A 21748-nucleotide genomic window follows, 5' to 3' on the forward strand; every position below is an offset into this window, starting at 1 on the left:
ATTAAGCGCCCCCGCCGCGCATGGTTTCCCACGTAGCGTTGTAGGCCTTGAGGGCCTCGTCGAGCTGGCCGCGCAGGTCGTCGTCGAGCTGCTTCTTCTCTTCCACGTCCCGGCCGATGTTCGGGTACGTGTCGCGCATGAACTTCACGAGCCCGTCCTGCCAGGCCTTCATCCCGTCGACCGGCACCCCATCGGCGTGGTTGTTCGTCACGGCGTAAATCACCTGGACCTGGTCGGCGAACGACCAAGGCTGGTAGAGGCCCTGCTTCAGCACCTCCTGCAGCCGCAGCCCTCGGTCGAGCTGGCGCTGCGTGGCCGCGTCCAAGTCGCTGCCGAACTGGGCGAACGCGGCGAGCTCGCGGAAGCTGGCCATCTCAAGGCGCAGCTTGCCGGCGACCTGCTTCATCGCCTTGAACTGCGCGTCGCCGCCGACCCGGGACACCGAGAGGCCGGTGTTCACGGCCGGCCGGATGCCGAGGTTGAACAGGTTGGGCTCGAGGTAGATCTGGCCGTCCGTGATCGAGATGACGTTCGTCGGGATGTAGGCCGACATGTCGCCGAGCTGCGTCTCGATGATCGGGAGCGACGTCAGGCTGCCGCCGCCGCGCTCGTCGGACAGCTTGGCCGAGCGTTCGAGGAGGCGGGAGTGGAGGTAGAACACGTCGCCCGGATACGCCTCGCGGCCCGGCGGGCGGCGCAGCAGGAGCGACACCTGGCGGTAGGCCGTGGCGTGCTTCGAGAGGTCGTCGTAGACGATGAGGGCGTGGCGGCCGGATTCGAGGAACTCCTCGCCCATCGCCGTGCCGGTGTACGGGGCGATGTACTGGAGCGCGGCCGACTCCGACGCCGACGCGACGACGACGATCGTGTGCTCCATCGCACCGTTTTCCTCGAGAAGGGCGACGATGCGCGCGACCTGCGACCGCTTCTGGCCGACGGCGACGTAGATGCAGATGACGCCGGAGCCCTTCTGGTTGATGATCGCGTCGACCGCGACGGCCGTCTTGCCGGTCTGGCGGTCGCCGATGATCAGCTCACGCTGCCCGCGGCCGATCGGGATCATCGTGTCGATCGGCTTGATGCCGGTCATCACGGGTTCCTTCACGTTCTGCCGCTCGGTCACGCCCGGGGCGATGCGCTCGATCGGCCGGGTCTTCTCCGTCCGGATCGGGCCCTTGCCGTCGATCGGCTGTCCCAGAGCGTTCACGACGCGCCCGACGAGCGCGTCGCCGACCGGGACGCTGATGACGCGGCCCGTCGAGCGGGCAATGTCGCCCTCTTCGATCGCCGTGAAGTCGCCGAGGATGACGATGCCGACGGATTCCGTCTCGAGGTTGAGGGCGATGCCGTATACCGACCCGCCCTCCTTGCCCGGGAACTCGACGAGCTCGCTCATCAGGCAGCCGCGCAGACCCTCGACGCGGGCGATGCCATCGCCGACCTCGACGACGGTGCCGACGTCGACCGCCTTGGCGGTGGACTCGAACCCTTCGATCTGTTGCCGCAGCATGGCGGCCCAGTCGCGCACGTTTGCTGTCACGATCCTCACCCTTTCCACACGGTCCACACGAGGCGTGCTCGCACGTTCAGGTCACGTCGGCACCGGTCGGAATCCGAACGGCACCGGTCGGCGGGCGTCACGGGCGACGCATGCGTCGCCCCTACCCGGTTTGTGTTCCCGTCAACGATGCGCGCAGCTGGCCGAGCCGCGACGCCACGCTGTCATCGATGTAGCGATCGCCGACGCGCACGATCAGCCCGCCGAGGATGGCGGCGTCCACGCGATAGTGGATCGCCAAGTCGTCCCCGTAGCGTGCCTTCAAGCGTTGGTCGATCGTCTCGCGCTCGCTCTCGAGCAGCGGCACGGCGCTCGTGACGTCGGCGTCGATCCGCCGGTCGCCCTCGTCGCCGCCCTCGAGCTTGCCGAGCATGCGCTTGAGGTCGTCGAGGTTCATCGACTTGGCCGCCTCACCGATGAGGTCGCGCGCCTTGTCCTTCAGCCCCTCGAGCAGGTCGCTCATGCCAATTCGCCCAGCTTCTGGCTGAGGAAGCCGTCGACGAGCTTGCGGTGCTTGCCCGCGTCGATCGCCTCGCCCAGCACCTTACCGGCCGCCAGCAGCGCCAGATCGGCGATGTCGTTCTGCATGCCGGCCAGCGCCTGGGCGCGGGTCTGCTCGGCCTCGGCCCTCGCGCGGGCCAACAGCTGCTCAGCCTCAGCCGTCGCCTCGGCCAGTCGGCGATCCGCCGCCTCCTCGCCTCGCGCCACGGCCTGCCGCAGCCGATCCTGGCTCGTGCGGCGCTCCTCGGCGATCTGCGACTCGAGCGTGGCGCGCTCGGCGGCCGCCTGCTGCCGGACCTTGTCGGCCTCGGCCATGCTGCTGCGGATCTGCTCGGTGCGCTTCTGCATGTAGCCGAGGATCGGCTTGTACAGCAGGGCCCTGAGCAGGACCAGCAGCAGCACGAAGTGCAGAATCTGCAGCCCGAGCAAATAGATGTTGATACCCAGTTTTTCCACAACGCGCTCCTTACGATCGGCGGCGGGTGCCCCGGTCGCAGACGGTCGAGATCACGAAAGCTAGATGACGAAGAGCAGGACGAGCGAGATGACGAGCGCCAGGATGGCCAGCGACTCCGCGAACACGATGCCGAGGAGCATCGTCGCGCGCAGGTCGCCACTCGCCTCGGGGTTGCGCCCCATCGCCAACAGCGCACCGTTGACGACCAAGCCGATGCCGATGCCCGGCCCGATCGCACCCGTGCCGACGGCGATACCGGCGCCGATCAGCTTGCCAAGCTCCTTGGCTGCTTCAAGTTCCATCGTTCAGTCTCCTCCTCATGGACAGGACGATTGCGTGTCGTTGCCGCGCAGGCCGCGGATCACGGGGTGAACCCGGCGCTGCACTGTGGCCGGTGACGCTCGGTGCCTAGTGATGCTCGGCCGCGTGGTCGCCATGGTCGGGACCGTGGTGCGCCGTGATCGCTTGCTGCATGAACGCCAGGATCAGGATCGCGAAGACATAGCTCTGGATCAGGCCGACGAACAACTCGAGGCCGTAGATCGGCAGCACCATGAGCGCCGGGACCAGGAACGGAAAGACGAACAACAGCGTCTGCCCGGCGAACACGTTGCCGAACAACCGGAAGCTGAACGTGATGATGCGCATGATCTCGCTGACGAGCTCGAGCAAGCCGACGCCCATCATGATGCCGCCCTCTTTGAAGTTGAAAAACTTCCCGAGGTAGCCGAAGCCGAGGGCCTTGAAGCCGGCGAACTCGATGACGAGGAAGGCGATGAGGGCGAGTGCGAGCGGCATGTTCAGGTCGGAGGCGGCAACGCGGAGGAACGGGACGAGCACCCGACCCTCGGCGTGCTTCTCTTCCTCCGACGCGTCCTCCGGATAGCGGGCCGTGATGAGGCCGATGCCGTTCCAGTCGGTGACCTTGAAGTAAGTATGCGTCGGACCCTCGGGCGCGGCGTGCTCTTCGCCCTCGGCGGCCGCAACGCTTTCGGCGGCGGGTGCGCCTTCCTCGGCGTGGTCGTCCGCGGCCGCATGCGCCGCGCCGGGCTCGCCCGGGCACTCGCCCGCCTTGCACAGGATGCCGATCGTGTCGAAGCCCGGCAAGAAGTGCGAGTAGTTCGAGAACCAGACCATGAAGAACACGGTGAGGACGAGCGGCAGCCAAGCCCGCGTCATCTTCTCACCGATGTGGTTGAGCGACTGCGTCTGCCAGAAGTCGATCACGATCTCGAAGAAGTTCTGGAGGCCGCGCGGGACCATCTCCAACTTCCGCGTCGCCAGGAAGGCCATGACGATGAGGACGACATCCGCCAGCAACAGGGCCAGCATCGTGTTCGTGAACGGCACGGGGCCCATCATGAACAGCGTTTCCGGCGGCACCTGGATGTGCGGCAGCGGGACCTTGATGTAGAACGCGCTGGCGATCATGATCGCCAACACCACCAAGCTGATCCAGAACTTCTTGCTCTTCAACCAGCCCACTCGGAATCCTCCTCCGGGCCCTCTTCAGCGACGCCGTCGCCGTCCGGCCGCGGTTCGCGCGGCGCCAAGGCCTCGTAGTGTCTCAACACACGCCGTGTGATGCCGATGGTCGCAAAAATGATCCCGGCAAGCGCACCTACCAGGATCGCCCACGGCGCGGTGCCGAATCGGCGATCGATCAAGACGCCGACACCGGCCGGAATCAACACCATGAACGCCAACGTCCATGCCAACTGCGAAGCCAGCAGCGCGACCTGCCCGTTCGTCATCGGGCACCTCCGCGCGGACCCATTTCGTTCCGGCGCGGGAGTATATCATGCGCCGGCGGTCGGGCAAGTTTGCGGTCGATCAACCCGCCGGCTCGCACGGCAGCCACGCCCCCCACGCCGCGTAGCCAACCGACCGGACGGCGCCACCGACGAGCGTCCGCGCCGTCGCCTGGCTCAGGACGGCCTCGGCGGCGCTGATCTCGACATCGACGACGCCGAGCCCTCCCGACGCCAGCTGCGCCAGAACGTACTCGACCCCCTCCGAGCCGACACGCTCGGCCGCGGCGTAGCTCACGATCCCGTCCGGCGAAACGACCGCCGTGAAGATGTCGCTCGCCCCGTCGTCACCGGCGGCCGCGGCCAGGACGACGGCCCGGCGTTCGCCCTCCGACGACACCCAGACACGCGGGCCGCTGCGTGTGCCGTTCACGGGCGCCTCGCCGGCCGAAGCGCCGCCACCCGTCCGGGATTCCCCCCCGCTGCCGCCGCCCGGTGCGATGGCCGCCAGCCGCCCGAGCGTCAACTCCGCCTGTCGCCGCACGTCCTCGTCCGAATGGGCGCGCGCCGCAACCGCGATCGAACGGCGCGCGGGACCGGCAGCCAGCCGTTCGACGGCCGCCAGCGCAGCGATGGCGACGTCCCGGTTGGGCGAGCAAACGAGCGGCCCAAGGATCCGACCGGCATCCGGCGCGCGCGTCGCGACCAGGTCGTGGCAAAGCTCGATGATCCGCCCATCGTCCCAGTCGGCCAGCGTGTCGAGGAAGTGCACGAGGGCCGCTGGCGACACGCTGGCCGCGACGGCATCCGCGAGCGACGCAACGGCCAGCGCACCGGGGTCGTCCAGCGACTGCGCCAGCTCGACGTCGTCGACAGGCTCGCCGAGCAGCATGAGCAGGCCGGCGGCGGCGATCTTGTTCAGATCGTTCACGCCCGCCTCGCGGATCAGCGCGTGGAGCGCCTTCGGCAGCGCCGCCGCCAGCGGCAGGGTGGACCAGCGGCGCAGCACCTGCACGGCAGCGTTCAGCTCGGCGGCGTTCGGCGCGTCGTGGAGCGCGCGGAACACGGCCGGCAGGGCCGCAACCTCGCGGCCGTCGAACGCGCCGATGAACGCTTCCGCCTCGGCGAGGCTGAGCCCCGGACGGGCAAGAACCTGGATCAGGCGGTCGATCTCGCGGTCGATCATGGGGGTGAAGTATAGGGCAGGCCTGCGTCCGGCCGAGGGGTGGGTCGACAACGTCGACGGTTTCTCGGTCCTGCCGTCCGGTCCCAGCACTCTGTCACTGGACACGCTTCGGATATCCGACAGAGTCAGTGATCCGCGGACCGTGCAGTGACAGAGTACTAGACAGTCCTTCATCCCCCGGCTAGAATCCCATGCGAACGCGTGTTCGCATCCCGTAGTCGTCTCGCGAGGATACATTCGCCCGATGTCCGATCCGCAACCGCGTGATGCATCCGCCGTTCCGGCCGCCGTCCCCATCACCGACGGCGCGATCGGCTACGTCATCGGCGAAGTTCGGACGGATGCGTTCCAGTTCGTCACGACGACCGACCTGGCGCCGCCGCGCCTGGAGTACCTCGTGCTCCGCGACGTCCCGGAGCGGGTCGACGATGGGTTCCGCACCGTCGACGTCCTGGCGCAGGTGACCCGGATCTCCGTCCACAACCGCCTCCTCGCATCCGGCATGAACTACAACGAGGTCGAGGCGATCCTGCGCCGGCTCGGTGCGGCCCCGCCCGTCATCGTCGGCGACGCCAAGGTCATCGGCTACTACGACGGGCGCGACGTCCGGGTGCCGCGCGGCGCCGCGATGCCGGGGCACGTCGTCGAGCGGGCGCCGGATGACCTGCTCCAACGCTTCTTCACCCGCAACGTGAAGAGCGGGATCGAGCTCGGCGCACTGATCAACCGACCGCAAGTGCCGGTTCTGCTCGACCCGGACGGCCTGAACCGCCACTTGGCCGTCATCGCGCAGACCGGCGCGGGCAAGAGCTACACCGTCGGCGTCGTCCTCGAGCAACTCCTCGAGCTCGGCGGCACGGTTCTCGTGTTCGACCCGAACAGCGATTACGTTCTCATGCGCCGCGATGCCCAGCGCCGGGCCACCCCGTTCGCGGAACGTGTGGCCGTCTACCGCGTCCCGACGGACGGCGTCCACCGCCTGAGCGACGACGCGATCGGCGGCACGCGACCGATCACACTTCGGTTTTCCGATCTGAGTCCCGACGAGATCTGCGAAATCGCCGGCATCGACGAGAGTTGGGCCAACCTGCGCGATGCCGTGCACGTCGCGCACAAGCGGCTGACCGGGGACTTCGTTCCCCGCCAGCTCGTGGCGGAGTTGCGCCGGCTGGCCGCCGGGGCGGTCGAGACCGACTTCGACATCGGCCCGCTCAGCGCAGCGGGCGGCGGAGGCGATGACTGGGACGTCGTCCCTGGCCTCGACGACCTGGACGTCGACGTTGCGCCCGACGCGTCGGGCAGCGTCGCCGCCGACGCCTTCTTCGGCACCGACGCCGACCGCCTGACCGCCGCGCGCGACGACGCCGGCAAGGGCGCCGGACGCGGCAAGGGCCGACGGGGCAAGCGCAGCGGCGACAATGACGAGGACGGCGACCCCGCACCGACTCCGAGCCTGATGAGTGGCGCGGACAAGGCGCTCAAGCGCATCAACCGCATTGCGTCGATGCCCATTTGGGGCTTCGAGAGCATCCCGCTTGACGAGCTGCTCCGCCCGATGCAGCTGTCGACGATCGATCTCGCCGGTGTCGATCGGCGCGTGAGCGACGTCCTCGTGAACAAGGTGCTCAAGGAGCTCTGGGACGTCGCCGCACGCCGCGGCCTCGACCGGCCGGTGTTCGTCGTCCTCGAGGAGGCGCACAACGTCGTGCCCAGCGGCAACAAGGAGGGAGGGAAGGCGGCCTGGCAAGTCAAGCGCATCGCCGCCGAAGGCCGGAAGTTCGGCGTCTTCCTCGTCCTCGTCACGCAGCGTCCCGGCAAGGTGCACGCGGACACGCTGTCCCAGTGCGGCAGCCAGATCATCATGCGCCTCACGAACCCGGACGATCAGAGCGCCGTCCGCCGCGCGTCGGAGAGCGTCTCGGAGGCGCTGCTGGCCGACCTGCCCGGCCTGAACGTCGGCGAGGCCGTCGTGCTCGGGCCGCTCGTGCGCGTGCCGGTGATGGTCCGGGTGGCGGGCCGGCGAAGCGCCGAGGGCGGCGCGGACATCAAGGTCGCCGAAGCACTGGAGGCCGCGCGCGCCGCGGCGCTGACCGAGGGCGTCATCGCCCGCCGCGCCGCCGAGCGGGCCGAACGGCCGCGCGAGGCGTGGCGGGAGGAGATCTGACGCGCGTGCCAACGCTCATCTTCGCCTCCGACAGCCACCTGAACAAGCACTACGCCCGCATGACGCCCGACCAGCTGGCCGAGCGCCGGCGCCGCCTCCGGCTCGGCCTCGAGCGGACGATCGACTACGCGATCCAAGAGGGCGCGCACGGCTACATCCACGGCGGAGACCTGTTCGACGGGCCGAACCCGCGCGCCGTCGAGCTCGTCTGGGCCGCCGCCCAGTTCCAGCGCCTGGCCGATGCCGGCGTCCGGAGCTTCCTCATCGGCGGCAATCACGACATCCCGAAGTCGCGCCACGGCGGCGCCACCCCGCAGCGCTTGTTCGACGCCGTCCGCCTGGCGACCGTCTTCACCGACCCGTCCACCGTTACGTGGTGGTCCGGCGACCTCGACGGCGTCCGCGTGGCCGTCGGCGGCCTGCCGCCCGACCCACGCATGGCCCTGGACGCGGACCCGCTCGCCTCGGCTGCCGACGCGGTCACGCCGCCGGAGGCCCACGTTCGCATCCTGGTGACCCACTATGCCCTCGAGGACACGCTCCACCCGCTGGCCGAGGAGCCAACGATCCGCAAGTCCTCCATCGCCGCCCTCGCGGGCCGCGTTGACGCCGTGCTCATCGGGCACATCCACGAGGCGCGCATCACCGAGGTCGCCGGCGTCAAGGTGATCTTCCCGGGCCCGACGGAGCGCCTCAGCTTCGGCGAGATGGACGTGAAGTGCGGCTTCGTGCGGCTGGACATCGCCTCGGACAAGCGCGGTCCGGCCGCCGTCACCGCCACCGCGCTGCCCCTCGACCCGCAGCCCATGCGCCGTCACACGCTCCGCGCCACGGACGTTCCGGCCGATGAGCCGACGGCATGGCTCATCGACCAGATCCGCAGGCTGGCGTCGCCCGATCAGATCCTCCAACTGCGCTTGGAGGGACCGCTGCCGCGCGCCACGTACCACGCGCTCCGGCTGCGCGAGGCCTGGCACGTCGGCAACGAACTGAACTTCTACTTCGACCTCGACCGCCGCCGCCTCGTCGTGCGCGACGACGACGCCGTGGCCGTGCGCGCCACCGGCCGCGTCAGCCCGCGTGCCGAGATCGCCCGCATCGCCGACGTGCTCGCCGGGCGCGCCGACTCGCCGGCCGAACGCGACCTCGTCGAAGCCGCCCGCTCCCTCGTCCTCGAACGCTACGGGCAGGGGGCGATCCACGACGACGGGCGGAGCGACGGCACGGAGGGGGTCGCGATCGGCGATGGCGACGTCAATACGATCGGAATCGACCCCAACCAAGCGGAGGCCGCGTGGACGCCCTGACCGTCAGCGAGCTCTGCCTGCGCGTGAAGTCCGTGCTGCGCGCTGAACCCGGCCTGCAGGACATCTGGGTCGAGGGCGAGGTCTCGAATGCCCGGCCGGCCGCGAGCGGCCATTGGTACTGGACGATCAAGGACGCGGCCGGCAGCTTCAAGTGCGTCATGTGGAAGGCGGTCGCGCTGAACCAGATGACGCTGCCGGCGGACGGGATGGCCTTCCGCTTCCACGGCAAGGTCGGTCTGTACGAGCGTGGCGGCGAAGTTCAGCTGGACGTCGACTTCGTCGAACCCGCCGGCCAAGGCGATCTCTGGCAGGCCTTCGAGCGTCTCCGACGGCAGCTCGAGGCCGAGGGCCTGTTCGACGAAGCGCGCAAGCGCCCCCTCCCGCCCTATCCGATGCGCATCGGCGTCGTCACGAGCCCACAGGCGGCGGCGCTGCGCGATGTGGCGCAGACGATCCAGCGCCGCTGGCCCTGCGCCACCGTCCTCGTCGCGCCGACGCGCGTCCAGGGTGCCGAGGCGCCGGCCGAGATCGTCGCCGCCCTCACGGCCATTGCCCGAGCCGCGGTCGACGTCGTCCTCGTCGTGCGCGGCGGCGGCAGCATCGAGGATCTCTGGGCGTTCAACGACGAGGCCGTCGCCCGAGCGATCGCCGCCTGTCCTGTGCCAACGGTGTCCGGCGTCGGCCACGAGACCGACTTCACGATCGCCGACTTCGTCGCCGACCTGCGCATGCCGACCCCGACCGCCGCCGCCGAGCGCGTCACGCCCGACGCGGCCGATCTCCGCCAGGCCGTCGACGATCTGACGGATCGTCTCGCCCGCCAGCTTGGGTGGCGGCAGGACACGGCCGGCAGCGGCCTGGCATCCTTGACCCACCGACTCGCGCTTGTCTCGCCCGCGCGCACCGTCGCCGATCGCCATGCCCGCGTCGACGCGAACCGTGCCCGTCTGAAGCGCGCCCTCGCCGGCCGCCTCACCGTCGCCAACGCCCACCTTGATGGCCACCGCCAGCGGCTCGAGGCGCTGAGCCCGACCGCCATCCTCCGCCGCGGCTTCGCGCACGTCACGCACATCTCCGACGGCCGAACCGTTCGGCGCCCGTCCGACGTCAAGGGCGGCGACGGGCTGCGAATCCGCCTCGCCGACGGCGACGTGCGCGCCGTCGTCCAAGGTCAGACCCGCCTGTTCGAGTAGCCGCGCAGCACCGCGACCCGCTGGTGCCGTCGGGTGCCCGCTCCGCATCGTGTCAGCCTTCGAATCCTGTCCGCCCAGATCCGCTCCAAGGAGACCGTCGATGGACCGCCGATTCAACCCCACGCACGTCGCTCGCCACCCCGACGTGGCGGCCGCCCCCGAATCGGCGACCGAAGACGTGGCCGCGCTCGGCTTTGAAGACGCGTTCGCCCGGCTCGAGACCACCGTCCAACAGCTCGAGAACGGCGATCTGCCGCTGGAGCAGGCCGTCGCAGCGTACGAGCGCGGCCTGGTACTTGCCCAGCGGTGCGCGTTGTTGCTCGAGCAGGTCGAGCTGAAGATCCGCCAGGTGGATGCGTCGGGGAACGATGTGGGGGCGGTGAACCTGTAGGGGCACCCCCGGCCCGTACCGCCCCAGGAAGTGCACCCGCGCCGAATACGGCAAGTACGCCGGACGCAACGGACGCGGCGTGCGCGTCGGCGTCGACGTCGGGCCGACCGGCGTCGCGGTTGCCGGCTCAGGCGTCGGTGTCGGGCCGGTGGGCGATGCGGTCGGCGTCGGGCCGGTGGGCGATGCGGTCGGCGTGGCGCTGGCTCGCGGGGTCGGGCTGGCGGGGGGCACGCCGGGCAGCGTGGCGCTCCAGCCCCAGGCCATGACGAGCGCGTTCGCGAACGGCACGCCGTCGATCGTCTGGTTCGGGTTCGCGATGGCCAGATCCGCCACGCCATCGCCGTTGAAGTCGCCCGCCGCCACGGCGCTGCCGAACCCAAGGCCGTTGGCCAAGGCGGACCGCAGCGGCCAGATGTCAGGCGCCACGCCGGCCGCGGCCCGCGGCTCGACGCCGTGCGCCGAGTTCCAGACGGTTGTGACGAGTCCGACGCCCGGCAACCGCCGCCGTTCTTCGCCGGGCGCGCCGATGATCAGATCGGGCAGCGCATCGCCGTCGATGTCGCCGAGCGCCAGCGACGCGCCGAAGCGGTCGCGCGCCTGCGCCTCATCGGGCAGCAGGCCGCTGTCCTGGTGCACGGCAACCGTCCGCGCCGGGTCACGACCCGTCGCGCTGCCGAAGAGCAGCGTCACGTCGCCCGCCTCGCGTGCCTCGGCCACGGTGGCGTTCGGGTCGGGGACGATGAGATCGCCGAAACCATCGCGGTCGATGTCCGCGACGTGGAGGCGTGCGCCCCAATTGTCGGCCCGCAGCGCCTCGTCCGGGACATCCGCATCGCTGCGATCGATCGTCGAGACGGCCATCTCGTCGAACGTCAGCGCGCCGGTCATGTCCTCGCCCATGCTCTTGAAGACGATCAGCTGGCCGGCGCCGCGCGCTCCGTCCACCTCGGCCTCCGGAACGCCAACCACGATGTCGGCAAGGCTGTCGCCGTCGAGGTCCGACAGCGCGACCGAGGCGCCAAAGCCCTCTCGCGTGGTGGGGTCGCCCGGGACCTCGTCGAGTGAGCGGTCGAGCGTGAGCGCGCCGCCGATCGTCGGTCCGGCATCGAGGCGTCCGGCGAGGACGTAGACCCGGCCGGCGCCCGGCCGGCCATTCACGTTCGTGCCCGGCGCGCCGGCGATGAGGTCGTCGATGCCGTCGCCGTTCACGTCGCCGACGGCGAGCACTGCGCCCAACTGCGCGCCGGCGCCAACCGCCGGGCCGAACGGCAGCGGCTGGCTGCGCATCCCGTTCACCGAGCCGTCCCACAGCCAAAGGCCGCCGGCATCGTTGCCGAGCCGGTCGCTGCGCGGGTAGCCGATGACGAGGTCATCGTTGTCATCGCCGTTGAAGTCCCCCACCGCAACCACCGCACCCCACTGGCCGTCCGGCTCGGCCATCGTGGCCGTGGAAAGGCGCCGCGGGAAGTCGCTGCCGCCGAGCGCCACGCCGAGCCAGCCGGCCGCCGCCGCCCGCTGGCTGTCCTGCGGCGCGCCGATCACGAGGTCCATGATGCCGTCGCCGTTCACGTCGCCGCTGGCCATCAGCTGGCCGAAGCCCGTCTGCGACGCGTTCGGTCGGCCGAAGTCGCGGCCGTCGAGGGTTCGGAACGTCAGGCCGGCGGCCCAGACACTCGGCCCGACCCGCGTCACCGCCACGGCGTCGGCACCGTACAACAGCGCGTCGACAAGCGCCACCTCGTCGGCCGGATCGTGCACCGCCACCTGCAGTCCAGCGACCTTGGCGGCCGCGATGTCGGCATTCGTCACGAGTTCGCCAGGCATGGACACCCCATCCGCACCAGCCGCGCGCGCCTGCGCCCAGTCGGCACCGCGGTCGACGCGCAGCCAGCCGTGTGTGCCGGACCGCGCCGCCTTCACCGCCGCCAACGAGGCCGAGCGGTCGCTGACGACCGTCACGTCGATCGATGCCGCGCCCGCCAGCGCCGCGACCACCGCCGCATCCCCGTCAGATCCGGCGTACGCCAGATCCACGATCAGCCGGGCGCCGCCGAGCACACCGACGACATCGGCGAGCCGCGGGACGCGTTCTCCGCTGAATCGGGCATCGAACTTCGTGCCGGCGTCGCATGCCGTAACCTGCGCAGCGGTCTGCGCCGCGACCTCACCCTGGCAGCCCGAGGTGCGATCGAGCGTCGCGTCCCGCAGCAGCACCGCCACGCCGTCGCTCGTCACCCGGGCATCGACCCACACCGCACCAGCTCCCTCGGCCACTGCCTGTCGAACGGCCGCCAGCGTGTTCTCGGGCGCCACGGCGCTCGCCCCCCGCAGCCCCACGATCCGCGCCGCGATCGGCGGACGGGCGCGCTGGCCGGACGCGATGTCGGCGCGACGGACATGCGGCATCGTCGCCAACGTCGCGACAGCGATGATCGTGATCGCTCCACCCCCCATTACCCTGCGCACAGCACCGGCCCATCCGCACACAACAACATCCCATCGTGCTCGCAGCTGCCGCAGATCCCGATCCCGCAGCGCATGTAGGCCTCCCATGACAGCTGACTCGGCACGCCGGCGCTGCCGGCCTGGTCCCGCAGGGCGGCCAGCATGCCGTGCGGCCCGCACGCGTAGAGCGTAGCCGGTCGATCGTCCGCCAGCCAGCGGCCCACGACGTCCGTCACGCGCCCCCGATCGCCCGCGCTGCCGTCCTCCGTCGTGACGGCCACCGTCGCCCCCGCGGCCCGCGTCGCGTCGACGAGCAGCAGCTCGCCGGCCGTCCGCGCGCCGATGACGGTGCGCACGCGGTTGCCCTTGGCCAGCGCTTGGCGGGCGAGCAGCAGGAGCGGCGCGACGCCGTAGCCGCCGCCGACGAGCACGTGGTCGTCGCCGGTCAAAGCGAACGGCGTGCCGAACGGGCCGCGCAGCCACACCGTATCGCCGACGGACAGCCGGTGCAACGCCCGCGTGAACGGCCCGACGGCGGCGATGGCGAACGACACCGGGTCGGTGTCCAGCAGGCTGAACGGCTTCTCGTCCAGTCCGGGCAGCCAGAGCATCGCGAACTGGCCGGGCGCGGCGTCGATCGCCGCGTCGAAGATAAACGTGCGCGTGCGGGCGTTCTCGTCGCGGACGGCGGCCAGGCGCAGCGGTCGGGGCAGCACGGCGCCGTTCATCGGAGGACCGGCCGCTGGTTCGCGGCGGGCGCGTGATCCCCTTGCGGCACCGGCGCCGGCGTCGCCGCCTCCGGCCACGACGGGGCGCGCTGCGTCCGGCCGCGGATGTCGGCGACCGTCAAGTTGCGCTCGTCAAGCCAGCGCACAAGGTCGCGCGCGATCGCACCGAACACGTCCGGACCGGCGCCGTAGACGGCCGAGCCGATGCCGACGGCCGTCGCGCCGGCCGAGAGCATCTCGACGACGTCGACGGCCGAACCGATGCCGCCGGTGCCGATGATGGGCACGCGGACGGCACGGGCGATGACGTCGACCGCGTACAGCGCGACGGGCTTGAGGGCGGCGCCCGAGATGCCGCCGGTCCGGTTCGCCAGGACCGGTCGGCCGCTCTCGGCATCGACGATGAGCCCCGGCATCGTGTTGATCGCACAGATCGCGTCCGCACCGGCGTCGACGACGGCTTGGGCGATGCGGGCGAGGTCGGCGACGTTCGGGGCGAGCTTGACGATGATCGGCATGTCGACGGCGGCGCGAACCGCCGCCGTCACGGCTGACGCGGAGGCGCACGAGGCCGCAAACGGCTCGCCGAACTCGCTGGCGACGTTCGGGCAGCTGATGTTCACCTCGAGGAGGTCGGGCTGGGCGGCGGCGATCGTCGCAGCGACGCGCGCGAAGCCATCGACGTCGTCGGCGAAGATGCTGGCGATGAGCGGGACGCCGAGCGGGGCCAGAAGATGCTTCGTCGCGACGAGGAGGGCGACCTCATCGATTGCACCAGGGTTCGCGAGGCCGATCGCATTCAGCAGGCCGTGGTCCCATGCGACGCAGCTCGGGTTCACGTGACCGCCGCGCGGCGCGGGGCCGCAGCTCTTGGCCGTGATCGCGCCGGCGCCGGCGAGCGCGACGCGGTGCATGAGCGAGGCGTGCGTGCCGAGGATGCCGGAGGCCAGGACGAGCGGGTTGGGCAGACGGACGCCGCACAGGTCGACGGTCACGTCGACGGTCGGCTCGAGCGCCGAGTCGGAGTTCGGAAGGGCATCACGCACGGCATCTGACATCGGCGCCATTGTACCGAATGGTTCGGGCGGCGGCGAAGACGGTCATGCGGATGCGGTCGAGTGGCGGTTGAAGATCCGCCGAGCACACTCGCTGAGCCGTGCTCGGGTTCATCCGCATCGTCCTACCCGTGATCCTCCCCCTCCCCCAGACTTGGGGGAGGGGGTCGGGGGGAGAGGGCCTTGGGCAGCACGGCGGAGCGAAGCTCGCTGGTTCCGCCTACCGCCTAACGCCCATGCACGGACGCCAGCCCCCTGAGACGGCTCGCCTCGGACATCACGTCCCAAATCGCCAGCGTTGCCTCGGCCGACAGTCGATCACCCTCCGGTGCTTGCGCGGCGAACTCGATGACGCCGCGCAGATTGTCGACGATCGCGCCGGCCGCGGCCGACACGGCCGCGATGTCGACTTCCGATTCGGCCGCGGTCGACATCGCGCGTGGCATCAGCGCAGCCAGTTGTGCGTCCGCCGCGGTCAGCCGCGACGTGGCCAGGGTAGCGGCGCCAGAGCGGCCATCCTCGCGCAGGGCGGTGTCCAGCGCCGCGAGCACCGCCTCGCGGAGAGTCGCGAGTCGCGCTTTGACTTGCGCCACGTGCGCGGCGGTAAGGATGGGCTGTCGTTGCGCCAACGTATCGCGATCCGCCGCCGAGCGGCTGTCGGCAAACGCCGAGACGGTCAGCAGACCGCCGATGGCCACGACGACCGCACCGATGAGCACCGCCAACTGCCAGCCACCGGCCCGCGCGACCCACGGCCGCGGCGGTGAGCCCGCCCCGTGCGGATCGGCCGGCCGACGGAGCGCATTCCCCCGCTCCGGATCGAAGCGCCGCAGCCGCAGCGCGTTCGAGACGACGGTGACCGAGCTGAGCGCCATCGCGGCGCCGGCCATCTTGGGGTCGAGCAGAAGCTTCCAGAGCGGGTAGAGGATTCCCATCGCCACCGGGATGAGGGCGATGTTGTAGGCGAATGCCCAGAAAAGGTTCTGCTTGATGTTCCGCATCGTGGCGCGCGAGAGGCGCATCGCGGTGACGATCCCCTCGAGATCGCCGCGCATCAGCGTGATGTCGGCCGAGTCCATCGCCACGTCCGTGCCCGTCCCGATCGCGAGGCCGACGTCGGCCTGCGCGAGCGCCGGGGCGTCGTTGATCCCGTCGCCGACCATGCCGACGCGCCGGCCGAGGGCCTGCAGCTCCTTCACCTTGGCCGACTTGCCCTCGGGCAGCACCTCGGCCAGGACGTGCTCGATGCCGACCTGGCGGGCGATCGCGTCCGCGGTCCGGCGGTTGTCGCCGGTGATCATCCAGACGTCGAGGCCGAGGCGGCGCAGGCCGGCCACCGCCTCCGCCGCGCCCGGCTTGAGCGTGTCGGCGACGGCGACGAGGCCGATCGCGCGCCCGTCGGCCGCCACGAACATCGGCGTCTTGCCGTCGGCGGCCATGCGCTCCGCGGCCGCGTCGAGCGAACCGAGCGCGACGGCGCGGTCGGCCATGAGCTTCGCGTTGCCCAGCAGCACGCGCACGCCGTCGATCGTGGCCTCGATGCCGTGGCCCGGGATCGCCCCGAACGCCGTCGCCTCGCCGAGCGTCTCGCCCTGCGCCTTGGCGTGCTCGACGATCGACTCGCCCAGCGGGTGCTCGCTGCCCCGTTCGGCGGACGCGGCCAGGCGCAGGACGCGACCCGCATCGCCGTCGAGCGCCACGACGTCCGTCACGCGCGGCCGGCCGGCCGTGAGCGTCCCGGTCTTGTCCAGGATGATCGTGTCCAGCTTATGCGCCGTCTCGAGCGCCTCGGCGGACCGGATCAGGATGCCGTTCTCGGCGCCCTTGCCCGTGCCGACCATGATCGCCGTCGGCGTGGCCAGGCCCATGGCGCACGGGCAGGCGATGATCAGGACGGTGACGAACGCCTTCAGCGCGTAGCTGAACGCCGGCGCCGGGCCGACGGCCAGCCAGACCGCGCCCGTGACGAGGGCCAAGACGATGACGGCCGGCACAAAGTAGGCGCTGACGACATCGGCCAGCCGCTGGATCGGCGCCCTGGAGCCTTGCGCCTCCTGGATCAGACGGACGATCTGCGCCAGCGCCGTGTCGCTCCCGACGCGCGTCGCCTCGAAGCGGAACGCGCCGGTCTTGTTCACGGTGGCGCCGATCACCTCGTCGCCGGCACCCTTCTCGACCGGCATCGGCTCGCCGGTGAGCATCGACTCGTCGACCGTCGAGCGGCCGTCCAGCACCCGTCCGTCGACCGGGATCCGCTCGCCCGGGCGCACGAGCACGACGTCGCCGCGGCGCACGGCCGTGATCGGCACGTCGCGCTCGACACCGCCTTCGACGATCCGCGCGGTCTTGGGCTGGAGGCCGATGAGCCGGCGGATCGCCTCGCTCGTCCGGCCCTTGGCCCGGGCTTCGAGGTACTTGCCGAGAAGGATTAGCCCGATGACCATCGTCGAGGTATCGAAGTAGAGTTCCGGCATGTCGTGGCCGGCCGCGGCGGGCAGGATGCCGGTGCCGAACGCGTGATCCAGGATGGCGGCCACGCTGTAGGCATACGCCGCTGTCGTCCCGAGCGCGACGAGCGTGTTCATGTTGGCGGTGCGGTTGCGCGCCGCGCCGAACGCGCTCTTGTAGAACCCCCAGCCGGCCCAGAACTGGATCGGCGTCGCCAGCGCCAGCTGCAGCCACGGGTCGGCCAGCCAGGCCGGCAACCACGTGGCGCCGAGCATCTCGCGCGCCATGCCGAGCATGATCAGCGTGCCGACGCCGAGCGCGGCGATCATCCGGCGCAGAACCTTCAGCCGCTCCCGCCGCTGCCGTGCTTCCTCGGGCGTGGCGGTGGACGCGACGTCGTTCGGTGCCGCGATGACGGCGGGGTGGGCGGCGGCGGTCGGGGCTGCGACGTGAGCGGGGCGGGGGTCGCCTGCCGTGGCGGTGCGTTCGGCCCCAGCATCGACGACGCGAGGTCCATCGCTACCCCTCGCACCCGCCGCCGGCGACGCCATCGCGCCCGACGGCGCGGTGCCTTCCGGCAATCGCGAACCGTAGCCGACGCGCTCGACGGCCTTCACGAGGGCATCGGGCGTCACGTCCGCGGGCGCGTAGGTCACGCGCGCCGTCTCGGTCGCCAGGTTGACCATCGCACTGTTCACGCCCGGTACGCGGGTCAGCGCCTTCTCGACGGTGCGCACGCACGAAGCGCACGTCATGCCCTCGATCGGCAGCGTAATGTCGCCGGTCGGCGCGTCGCTCAGTTGTTCGTCGGTCTGTGGTTCATCGCCTGTGGCGGCCTGTACGCTCATGGGAACCTCGATCTGCGGCGGTGGGGCGTCAGCCTCGCCGGCGCGGTGTGGCCTGGAAGACGTCGAGCACCTCGGACAGCACGCGCTCGCGGGCATCCGGGTCCTCGCCGCGGATGGCGGTCACCAGGCAGCTGTTGAGATGATCCTCGAGGATGAGGTCGGTCACGCGGTCGAGCGCGGCCTGCACGGCGCGCACCTGCTGGATGACGTCGATGCAGTACGCACCCTCGTCGGCCATCCGCGTGATGCCGCGCACGTGGCCCTCGATGCTCTTCAGTCGGCGCTGGATGGACGCCTTGTTGGCGGGGTTCATGCGATCGACCTCCTCAGCCGCTCAGGGCGTCGACGACAAGGGCGTCGGGGTGGCCGGGTCGATCGGCATGTGGCGGTGGTCGCCGGCATTCGCGCCCGGCGTCATCGGCATCGTGCCGCCCATCGTGGGCATCGTGCCGCTCATGGGCATCGTCCCCGACATCGGCATCGTGCCGCTCATCGGCATCGTGCCCGACATCGGCATCGACGAGCCCATCATCCGGTCCATCATTCCGCCCATCATGCTGCCCTCCCCGTGCATCTGCTCATGCATCTGCAGCATCCCGTTCGCACGCATCTCGGCCATCAGCCGTTCGATGTCCGTGCCGGTGCAGCGGCCCATGATCGTGTTGCCCATGCGGTGGCACGGCATGTCGGCCATCTGGGAGGTGTCGACAACGACCTGTCCGTCGGCGTGTTCGCCCGCCGCCGGCGCGCCGGCGAATGCATCGCCTTCGATCGTGATCGGGATGACCATGCCGGCCTCGGCGTGGCCGGAGATATGGCAGCTCATCTCGAAATCGCCCGGGGTGAGGAACACGGCGTTCTGGTCGATCGTCGCACCGACGGTCAACCGGTCCTCGAGCACGGACACGAGCTCGCCGGGGTGCTGATGCGAGCCCGTCATCATCTGGCCGGCGCCGATCTGGGCGATCATCGCGGCTGTGTCGCCGCGCGGCATGATCCGGAACTGGTGGGCCAGCAGCCCCTTGTTCGTCACGACGAAGCGGTACGGCACGCCGGTCTGGAACGTCGTGAGCGTCGACGTGATCGCGTACTCGCCGACGGTGACCTCGACGTCGACCGGCTGCGCGGCAGCGGACACGACCGGGACGTTGCCGGCGGCGGGCGCGGCGGCGTCCGAGGCGACGGGCGTACCGCTATCGCCCGTGCGGCAGGCGATGAGACCGCCGGCCATGAGCAGGGTGGTGAGGATGACGGATGACCGGGTGAGGGCGGAACGGGACATGTGGGGAGCTCCTTACTGCTGGTTCGGTGGGTAATCCCACTCGATCATCGCCGCGACGATCTGCTCGACCGTGGCCGGCGGATCGAACGCGATCGTGACGCGCTTGGCCGCCGGGTCGCCGGCGACGTCGGTGACGCCCGGCACGTCGGCGATGACGACGCGCTTGATCGTGGCGACGCAGTGGTCGCAGCTGATGGCGGGGACTTCGAAGGTCACGGTTTCCATCTGGACTTCACTCCTGTGTGGGGCTCGGGTCGCCTGTGTGGGACTTGTGTTGGCTGTGGGCATCGGGTCGGCACGGTAGCCGGCTCCGGCGATCGCCGCGGCGATCGCGTCGAGGGTCAGTCGGGTCGGATCGTAGAGGACGGTCGTCGTGGCGTTGGCGTACGAGGTCGTCGACTCGGCCACGCCGTCGAGCGCCTCGACGGCCCAGTCGACGGACATCGCGCAGTTGCCGCAGTGCATGTCCTGGACGGCGAAGCGGTGCGCGACGTAGCCGGGCGGAGGCTCGGCCGCGCGCTGCCTGAACGAGATCTTCATGGCGTCACCTCGATCGAGCCGTAGTACATCCCCATGCTGCAGCTGAACGCGATCTCGCCCGGCTCGGCCGCCGGCAGCTCGACGACGGTCTCGCCCGTCTCCGGCAGCATGGCCAGGATGTTGTAAGCCGGGACCGTGAAGGCGCGGATGCACCCCTTGGCCCCGTTCGACACGAGCTTGAGCGATGTCGGAATGCCGGCGCGGACCTGCAGTCGCTGCGGCTGGTAGGAGGTCGTTACGTCGATGCGCGCCTCCTGGTGGCCGGTGGTCGCTGGGTTGGCGGCGGACGGCGACAGGCCGATGGATGCCGGCGACGTCGCGATCGCGTCCGGCAGCGGCGGCGCGGCTGCCGGCGCGGCGACGTTGGCGCCCGCGGGGCCCAGCGTGCCCATCCGCCAGCCCAGCAGCCGCGCGCCCGATCGCACCGACAGCATCGCGATGGCCAGGATGACGGCGGCCGCCACCGGCTTGAACAAGCGCCGGCTCGACCGGCCGAACCACGCGCCGCCAAGGGCCAGCGCCAGGAACAGCGGCACCGTGCCGAGCGTGAACGCGCCGAGGACGAGCGCACCGCGCACCGGCGACTGCGTCCGCGCCGCCAGGAGCTCGACCGCGAGGGTGACGCTGCACGGGATCAGCACCGTCAACCCACCCAGCACCGCCGGCGACCATGCGCCGCCCGCACGTGCCTGCTGGCCGATGAACCGCTGGACGGCCTTCGGCGGCCGCGGCGAAAGGCGGCGCAGCGCGGGGTGGACGTCGAACATCTGCAGGACGAGCAGCGCCATGAGCACGCCGACGGCGACGAGGACGAAGCCCTGGAAGCGCGGGCTGAACACCTGGCCGACCCAGCCGAGGACGGCGCCGAGGGCAACGTACGCCACCGTCTTCGCCACCAGGAACTGCATGGCCGGCAGCGCCAGCGCGAGCGCCGGCGGGCGCTCGACTTGCCGCCCCACCGCCTGCTGCGCGACGGCCGCGACGAGCAAGCCGCCCTGAACCGCAAGGCAACTCAACCCGCCGACCGAAAGGCCGGCCAGGAAGAACAACCAGAGGCTCGAGGACCCGTCGAGATCGGGCATCGTTCGCCGCTCCGAATCGCGTGCGGTGGCGGTGGGATCCCCCCTGGGGGGGGTCACGGTCGAGTATAGCGGCGCGATCGCGGCATCGTCAACCTGCGACAGCAGGCGTGTCCCTCATGTCAACCTACAGTCCGACAATGGGTCGCCGCGCCACGGCTTGCGGTTGACGGACCGAACACAGCCTGACTATACTCGCCCGCACCCCCCAGGGGAGGGGGTACGGCATCGACGCTCGTCTGACCAGGTGACGCACTGCCTGGCGATCCCCTCCCGCCACCAGAAGGAGCTCCCACCAAGCATGGCTACCCCGATCATCGCCCACATCCGCGCCGGCGCGATTGGCGCCGGGATCGTCCTGGCTGCCGCGCTCAGCGCCTGCGGCGGCCCCGCGCCCGCCGATCCGCCCGCCGATCCGCCAGCCGTCGCCCCCGTCACCGCGCCGGCGCCGGCCGGGGCGACCGACGCCGCCGCCGTGCCCGCTGCCGTCGCGACCGAGCCCGCGAGCGCCGCCGCTGCGGCGCCCGATCCGCTCGGCGCGGCCGGGGGCGACATCTACGTCGTCGACCATGTCGCGATGGCCGACCAGCCGTGCCACGTGATGGACCACTCGATCATGGGGCAGTGCACCGACGCGGACATCGAACGGTTGCGCGTCGAGAACGCCATCGTCGTGAACACCGCTCAGATGGCGGACTCCCCGTGCCACACGATGGAGGAAACGATCATGGGGCAGTGCACGGAGGACGACGTCAATCGCCTGGCCGGCGAGATCCGCACGGCGCGGTCGGCGGCGACGATGCAGCCCTGATCGG

General features: G+C 70.8%; 19 protein-coding genes. 4 read left to right on the top strand and 15 right to left on the bottom strand.

The window, feature by feature from the left end; all coding sequences use genetic code 11:
* Position 1 precedes the first annotated feature (1 nt).
* The 7 genes from IPG72_15590 to IPG72_15620 form a co-directional block, all read right to left on the bottom strand.
* A complete protein-coding gene (locus tag IPG72_15590; protein ID MBK6770400.1) occupies positions 2–1510 on the bottom strand; it encodes a F0F1 ATP synthase subunit alpha in 1509 nt (502 codons plus the stop codon).
* A 151-nt stretch (positions 1511–1661) separates the two neighbouring features.
* Positions 1662–2021: a F0F1 ATP synthase subunit delta gene (locus IPG72_15595; protein ID MBK6770401.1), complete on the bottom strand. Its 360-nt coding sequence runs from the start codon at positions 2019–2021 to the stop codon at positions 1662–1664.
* Positions 2018–2515: a F0F1 ATP synthase subunit B gene (gene atpF, locus IPG72_15600; GenBank protein MBK6770402.1), complete on the bottom strand. Its 498-nt coding sequence runs from the start codon at positions 2513–2515 to the stop codon at positions 2018–2020. Before atpF ends, IPG72_15595 begins: the two co-directional genes overlap by 4 nt.
* A 60-nt stretch (positions 2516–2575) precedes the next feature.
* Positions 2576–2818, bottom strand: a complete 243-nt coding sequence (gene atpE, locus IPG72_15605; GenBank protein ID MBK6770403.1) for an ATP synthase F0 subunit C — start codon at positions 2816–2818, stop codon at positions 2576–2578.
* Positions 2819–2924: 106 nt separating this feature from the next.
* Entirely contained in the window at positions 2925–4001 is a 1077-nt protein-coding gene (locus IPG72_15610; GenBank protein ID MBK6770404.1) for a F0F1 ATP synthase subunit A, read from the bottom strand.
* The gene (locus IPG72_15615) at positions 3989–4270 is read right to left on the bottom strand and encodes an AtpZ/AtpI family protein (protein MBK6770405.1); all 282 of its coding nucleotides are present in this window, start codon (positions 4268–4270) and stop codon (positions 3989–3991) included. The genes IPG72_15610 and IPG72_15615 overlap by 13 nt, the downstream gene beginning before the upstream one ends.
* A gap of 79 nt (positions 4271–4349) precedes the next feature.
* Positions 4350–5453: a hypothetical protein gene (locus IPG72_15620; protein MBK6770406.1), complete on the bottom strand. Its 1104-nt coding sequence runs from the start codon at positions 5451–5453 to the stop codon at positions 4350–4352.
* A gap of 244 nt (positions 5454–5697) precedes the next feature.
* Between IPG72_15620 and IPG72_15625 the strand changes: the two genes are divergently transcribed.
* The 3 genes from IPG72_15625 to xseA are packed head-to-tail and all read left to right on the top strand — an operon-like array spanning position 5698 to position 10117.
* Positions 5698–7617 (top strand): ATP-binding protein, encoded by a 1920-nt coding sequence (locus IPG72_15625; GenBank protein MBK6770407.1) that lies wholly within the window; start codon positions 5698–5700, stop codon positions 7615–7617.
* Positions 7618–7622: 5 nt separating this feature from the next.
* Entirely contained in the window at positions 7623–8924 is a 1302-nt protein-coding gene (locus tag IPG72_15630) for a metallophosphoesterase (protein MBK6770408.1), read from the top strand.
* Positions 8912–10117 carry an exodeoxyribonuclease VII large subunit gene (xseA, locus tag IPG72_15635; protein MBK6770409.1) on the top strand — a complete coding sequence of 402 codons (1206 nt, stop codon included), beginning with the start codon at positions 8912–8914 and terminating at the stop codon, positions 10115–10117. Before IPG72_15630 ends, xseA begins: the two co-directional genes overlap by 13 nt.
* A 52-nt stretch (positions 10118–10169) precedes the next feature.
* Here xseA and IPG72_15640 read toward each other — a convergent pair whose 3' ends face one another.
* The 8 genes from IPG72_15640 to IPG72_15675 all read right to left on the bottom strand — a co-directional run bounded on the left by IPG72_15640 (position 10170) and on the right by IPG72_15675 (position 20936).
* Complete coding sequence (locus tag IPG72_15640) at positions 10170–12914, bottom strand: FG-GAP repeat protein (GenBank protein ID MBK6770410.1); 2745 nt, start codon at positions 12912–12914, stop codon at positions 10170–10172.
* Between the two features lie 47 nt (positions 12915–12961).
* Positions 12962–13669 (bottom strand): dihydroorotate dehydrogenase electron transfer subunit, encoded by a 708-nt coding sequence (locus IPG72_15645; GenBank protein ID MBK6770411.1) that lies wholly within the window; start codon positions 13667–13669, stop codon positions 12962–12964.
* Positions 13670–13677: 8 nt separating this feature from the next.
* Positions 13678–14739, bottom strand: a complete 1062-nt coding sequence (locus IPG72_15650; protein ID MBK6770412.1) for a dihydroorotate dehydrogenase — start codon at positions 14737–14739, stop codon at positions 13678–13680.
* Positions 14740–14963: 224 nt separating this feature from the next.
* Complete coding sequence (locus tag IPG72_15655; GenBank protein MBK6770413.1) at positions 14964–18032, bottom strand: copper-translocating P-type ATPase; 3069 nt, start codon at positions 18030–18032, stop codon at positions 14964–14966.
* A gap of 28 nt (positions 18033–18060) precedes the next feature.
* Positions 18061–18345, bottom strand: coding sequence for a metal-sensitive transcriptional regulator (locus tag IPG72_15660; GenBank protein ID MBK6770414.1), 285 nt, complete (start codon positions 18343–18345; stop codon positions 18061–18063).
* Between the two features lie 21 nt (positions 18346–18366).
* Positions 18367–19314, bottom strand: coding sequence for a hypothetical protein (locus tag IPG72_15665; protein MBK6770415.1), 948 nt, complete (start codon positions 19312–19314; stop codon positions 18367–18369).
* A gap of 12 nt (positions 19315–19326) precedes the next feature.
* Positions 19327–19854: a copper ion binding protein gene (locus IPG72_15670; GenBank protein MBK6770416.1), complete on the bottom strand. Its 528-nt coding sequence runs from the start codon at positions 19852–19854 to the stop codon at positions 19327–19329.
* Positions 19851–20936: a sulfite exporter TauE/SafE family protein gene (locus IPG72_15675; GenBank protein MBK6770417.1), complete on the bottom strand. Its 1086-nt coding sequence runs from the start codon at positions 20934–20936 to the stop codon at positions 19851–19853. Before IPG72_15675 ends, IPG72_15670 begins: the two co-directional genes overlap by 4 nt.
* A gap of 298 nt (positions 20937–21234) precedes the next feature.
* Between IPG72_15675 and IPG72_15680 the strand changes: the two genes are divergently transcribed.
* Entirely contained in the window at positions 21235–21744 is a 510-nt protein-coding gene (locus IPG72_15680; GenBank protein MBK6770418.1) for a hypothetical protein, read from the top strand.
* The last annotated feature ends 4 nt before the right edge of the window (positions 21745–21748 follow it).

Source organism: Candidatus Avedoeria danica (assembly GCA_016703025.1).
Taxonomy (GTDB): Bacteria; Chloroflexota; Anaerolineae; order Epilineales; family Epilineaceae; genus Avedoeria; species Avedoeria danica.